General features: G+C 67.1%; 1 protein-coding gene. It reads right to left on the bottom strand.

Annotated elements, in window-relative coordinates:
* Positions 1 to 3625, bottom strand: a 3625-nt coding sequence (locus IEX53_RS23450; RefSeq protein ID WP_188826580.1) for an autotransporter outer membrane beta-barrel domain-containing protein, incomplete at both ends; no start/stop codon positions are given.

The raw sequence follows: 3625 nt of genomic DNA, 5'->3' as shown, positions 1-3625 counted from the left end.
GCCATAGAGGGAGTATCGGTCGTTGGCCCAGTTGTAGCTGCCGCCGAGCGCGATGCCGGCCCATAGCGGTGGGGTTTTGGTGGTGAAGGGGGTTGAGGCGACGTCGACGGTGTATTTGCTGTCGAAGTCGTAATAGAGATTGGCGACGCCATAGGCGTGGAGGCGGCGGGTCTGGCCGCTGACATCCTCCCACTGGCGCTCGTGATTGGCGGCAAGACCCATGCGGGCCATGAGGCTGTCGCCCTTGCCGACCGTGACGTCGGCGTCGAAGCCGTCGGAGAAGCCGTCGATGGAGATGCGCGACCAGGCGAGTTGGGCCTGCGGGGTGAGGAACCAGTTCGGCAGGATGGGGAAGCGTTTGCCCGCCTCGATGGAAAGGCCGTAGCCCCTGCCGTCATTGCCGGAGGCGAGGCTGCGATCGACGATGTCGGAGGAAAGATCGCTGTCATACCAGGTGACGCGCGCCTGCCCATCGGCATAAAGCCCGTCATTGCCGTACCAGGTGAGCGTGCCGCCGATGCCGACGCCGGTGGCATCGATCTTGCCGTCGCCATGAGGCGAGGCGATGCGGGCGGCGATGGTGCCATATTGCAGGCTGGCGCCGCCGATGAGGCGTCCGGCCTCATTCTCATAGAGCATGCCGTCGACGCCGGTTTCCAGCTTCCAAACGGCAGCGTCGTAATCGGTCTGGCTGGTGGAGCTTTCGGGCCGGTAGCGATGGTCGGAAGCCTCGATATTGCCCCAGACGCCGACGCTCTGGCGGCCGGTGCCCTGTTCGGGCGCGACCTCCTCGGAGAGCCCGTCCGCGCCTTGCGCCTCGATGGTCCAGTTGCGGTTGCCGAGCCGGTTCTGCAGCGAGTCGAGCTGGTTGAAGGCCTGCAGCACGCCCGTATAGGCCTCGTAGACCGGCACGCCGGCCTGGAATTGCGGTTGGTCGCTTTCCATCAGCTGCGAGCGCAGATACCAGTCGGGCCCGCCCTGAAAGAGGCGGTAGGCATAGGCGCCCGCCGCGATGGCCGGTGAGCCCTCGTAATTATAGTCGGCCTCGAGCGTGAACCTGGCGTCGGAGGCGCCGCGGACCTCGACGAGCTTGATGCCCTGGTCGGTCTGCGCGCCGCCGCCGCCGGCATTCCTGACCGAAAGCAGGGTGTTGCCGGAAGACGAGCCCTCGACGACGAGACGGTCGGTCTTGGAATCGTCGCCCTCGAGCCGTGTCGAAAGCGCGACCACGCTGCCGTCCTTGCCGGTGTAATCGCCCTTGACGGCAAGGATCGCGCCGGGCTCCGCGCCGCCCAGATCCACCGTGCCGCTATTGGTGAGAGCGCCCGTCTCCTGCGAATAGCCGCGCAGCGCCAGCCTCGCGCCCTTGGCCACATTGACGGCGGAGGCGGCGCTGAAGGCGCGTTCCGCGCCCGCCGCAAGCGTGCCCGTGTTGACATTGGTGGCGCCCGTATAGCTCGACGGTCCCGAGAGGATAAGGTCCGCGTTCCCCGTCTTGGCGAGACTTCCCGCGCCGGTGATCCCGCCGGTGAGGGTCAGGTTCTGGTCGGTCTGGAAGGTGCCCCCGCCATTGCCGAGCGAGACCTGCCGCGCCGAACTCATCTGCGCGGTGTTCTGCAAGATGCCGCCGGCCAGCGCGAGCTGGGTTCCGGCGGCGCCCAGATTGCCGTCGCTCGAGATCTGCAGCGTGCCGGCATCGATGAGCGTGCCGCCGGTATAGGAATTGGCGCCCTTGAGCACCAGCGTGCCATGATCCTGCTTGACGAGCTGGCCGGCGCCGGCGAGCTCCGATTCGATCGTGGCGATAGTGTTGAAGGCGTCGGTGCTCATGTCGCCGACGCGGATGCCATTTGCGCCCGTGTCGAGGTTGATCGCATCACCGGTAACGAGATAGCCCGACGTGACGAACTGCATGCCGGTGACGTTGATCGGGCCGAAGCTTCTGGCGTCGACGGTGACAGTGCCCGCCGTACCGGCGAAGATCGGGTTGCCATTGTCGGCATAGCTGTCCTTGAGGGTGGCGTGCTGGTCGGTCCAGTTCTCTGCGCCGCCCGGTCCCTGCCATACGCCGGTGCCGCCATTGGGAAGGCCGCCGGTAGCGGCGCCGACGCTCCAGTAATCCAGGTCCTGGCCGGCGGTATAGACGAGATCGACGCGGCCACTGCCGGTCTGAAGCAGGAAGTCGGGGCCGGGCATGGCGCCCAGCGTCAGCCCGCTGCCGGAAAGCGCGCCGCCATATTTGATGAGGCCATAAACGCCGATGAGGAACGGATCGCCCGATGTGTTGCTGACATTGAGCGTGCCGTTCAAGTCGAGGTCGCCCTTGACGCGGATCAGCAGCGCGTCCTTGTTGTTGGTGGCGGGGTCGGCGCCATAGTTGTAATTGAGGCTGGCGCCCGGATCGAGCGCGAGCTTGCCGTTGATGGAAAGCGCGCTGTAGCCGGTGTCGCCGTTCTGGTCCTGGGCGGTCAGGTTGCCGCCGGCATCGATGGTGACGTCGCCGCCGATGGTGCCCTTGCCGCGCAGGGTCGCGCCGCTCGCGACGGTGGTGGCGCCGGTCGCGCCCGTCTGGTCGCCATCGATGATGAGCGTGCCGGCGGCGACCGTTGTGGCGCCCTTGTAGCTGTTGGCGCCGGTGAGCGTGGTCTCGCCTGGTCCCTTCTGCGTCAGCGTGCCGGAGCCGGAGATGACATTGCCATAGGTGAAGGCGTTGGAGCGGTCGAAGGAAAGCGCGGCATTGTCGACGATCGGGCCGGCGACGCTGCCGGCGGCTCCCGTGCCGCCAGTCGAGGCGTCACCGAAGACGAGTTCGCCCTCGTCGATGGTGAAGGTGCCGGAATAATTGCCGTCCGCGGCGAGGATCAGCTTGCCCGCGCCCTTCTTGGTGAGCGGGCCGCCCGTGAGATTGGCCGGGCCGCTGCTTGGATTTTCGATTGCGCCGGCCAGCGTCAAGTCCAGATCGGTCCGGAAGGCGCCCCCGCCGGGCAGGGTGCCGGTGGCGGCATTGACGGTGATGGGCCGCGCCGAGGTCCTGAAGGCGGCGGTATTGGCGAGCGTGCCGCCGTTGAAGGTGATGCGGCTATTGGGGGCGCCCAGATTGTTGTCGGCCTCCACCGAGACCGTGCCTTCGTTGATGAAAGTGCCGCCGCCATAGCTGTTGGCGCCCTTGAGCACCAGCGTCGCCGCGCCAAGCTTGGTGAGCGCGCCGCCGCCGTCGACCACACCGTTCAGCGTCAGGTCGCCATCGGTCTGGAAGGTGCCGCCGGTGCCGTCCAGATGCACCGGGCGCGCCATCGCGATGGCCTGGGTGTTGTGCAGCACCGCCGGCAGGTTTGGACCGCCCTTGAAGGTGAGGCCGGTGGTGAGGCCGCCCGCCGCATCCGCGCCGAGATTCTTGTCGGCGGAGATCTGCAATACGCCGTCGTCGATGACGGTGCCGCCGGTATAGCTGTTGTCGCCAGCCAGCACCAGCGTGCCGAGGCCGGTCTTCAGGAGGCTCGAGCCGCCTGTCAGCTTCGTGTTGATGGTGGCGGTATAGATCTGGCTTGCAGCCGGATCCGCGTCGACGGCGATGCCCGTCTCGCCGCCGGCGCCGTTGAGCGTAATCTCGCCTCCGGTCGCGGCG

The organism is Paramesorhizobium endophyticum (assembly GCF_014640615.1).
Lineage (GTDB): Bacteria > Pseudomonadota > Alphaproteobacteria > Rhizobiales > Rhizobiaceae > Paramesorhizobium > Paramesorhizobium endophyticum.
Note: the sequence above shows the minus strand (reverse complement) of the source record. Positions and strands in the feature narration are given on the sequence as shown.